At 73.4% G+C, this 1,216-nt stretch carries 1 protein-coding gene; it reads right to left on the reverse strand.

Going from position 1 to position 1,216, the window contains the following annotated elements:
- Positions 1-1,216 (reverse strand): glycoside hydrolase family 15 protein (locus G3I65_RS30960; RefSeq protein ID WP_239071565.1); only part of this gene is annotated, 1,216 nt, incomplete at both ends.

A 1,216-nucleotide genomic window follows, 5' to 3' on the forward strand; every position in this document is an offset into this window, starting at 1 on the left:
CCGGTCTGCACGGCGTGCTCGCCGCGTTCGCCGGCCAGCACCGGCCACAGGTGCCCGGACCCGGTGTTCGTCGAGGGCCACGGCGCCCCGGTCGGGCCGCAGTTCGTCGGGTCCGGCTCGTAGCAGTCGCCGTAGCCGTCCTCGCTGCCCGCCGCCGACGTGCCGTAGCGGTACCAGCCCGGCCCGGCGGGGGTGTCCTTCTTGATCACGCGGTCCACGACGGCGAGCGACGCGGCGACGTCCGGGTCGTCCGCGGGCAGCACGCCCAGGCGCGGCAGCTCGAGGAACCCGGCGTCGACGACCGCGCGCTGGTCGGCGTCGATCGAGCCGTTGCCGAGGTTGTAGATCCACTCGGAGTTCGGATCGCCGTTCTTGGTCAGCCGCAGGAAGTACCGGCCGCCGTACGGGCCGTTCGACGTCACGGTCCAGCCCTTGATGCTCCGCTGGAAGTGGTCCGCGGTAGCCCGGTAGACGTTCGCGCGCGCCGGGTCGCCGTTGCGGTCGGCGATCACGCCCGCGGCGACCAGCCCGGCGATCTCCGCGGCGATGGTCGAGGGGGAGTACCCGCCCTGTTCTTCCCAGCGCTCCGAACCGAACGCCGGCCCGTGCGCGACGACGAAGTCCGCGGCCGCGCGGATGTGGTCGGTGTACAGCGTGCGGTCGCGGTCGAGCCCGGCCTGCAGCGCCATCAGGATCGGGTACGCGCTCTCGTCGAGCTGGTCACCACCGGAGTCGGGTGCCTTCTTGCCGTTGAGCATGGAGTTGCGCGGGAACCGGCCGTCCGGCTGCTGCTGGCGGGTGAACAGCCAGCGCACGCTCGCCCGCGCCGTTTCGCGGTCGCCGGCCGCGAGCAGGCCGGAGAAGCTTTCGTAGAGGTCGCGGGCGAAGATCTCGCGGTAGGACCCGAAGTACACCGGCTTGCCGCCGGGCGCGTCGCCCGCGGAGACCGCCTGTCCCCACGGGCTGCCCAGCGACGCGGCCACCGCGCCGGGGAAGGTCTTGTCCTCACTGGCTTTCAGCACGTTGACCGACTGGAAGTACGCGTCGGCGTCCTTGCCGCGCACCGGGATCAGCCCGTCGTCGTAGTCGCGCCACTCGCGCGCGTACTGGCGCAGGCTCTGGTCGAACGGCGTGCGCAGGCTCGCCCCGGCAGTGGCGACGGCGGCGCGCGCGTCGGCGCCGAACCCGAGCGCCAGCACGGCGGGACGGCGCGGCC

Origin of the sequence: Amycolatopsis sp. SID8362 (assembly GCF_010550475.1) — a bacterium.
In the GTDB taxonomy this organism is placed as follows: domain Bacteria; phylum Actinomycetota; class Actinomycetes; order Mycobacteriales; family Pseudonocardiaceae; genus Amycolatopsis; species Amycolatopsis eburnea.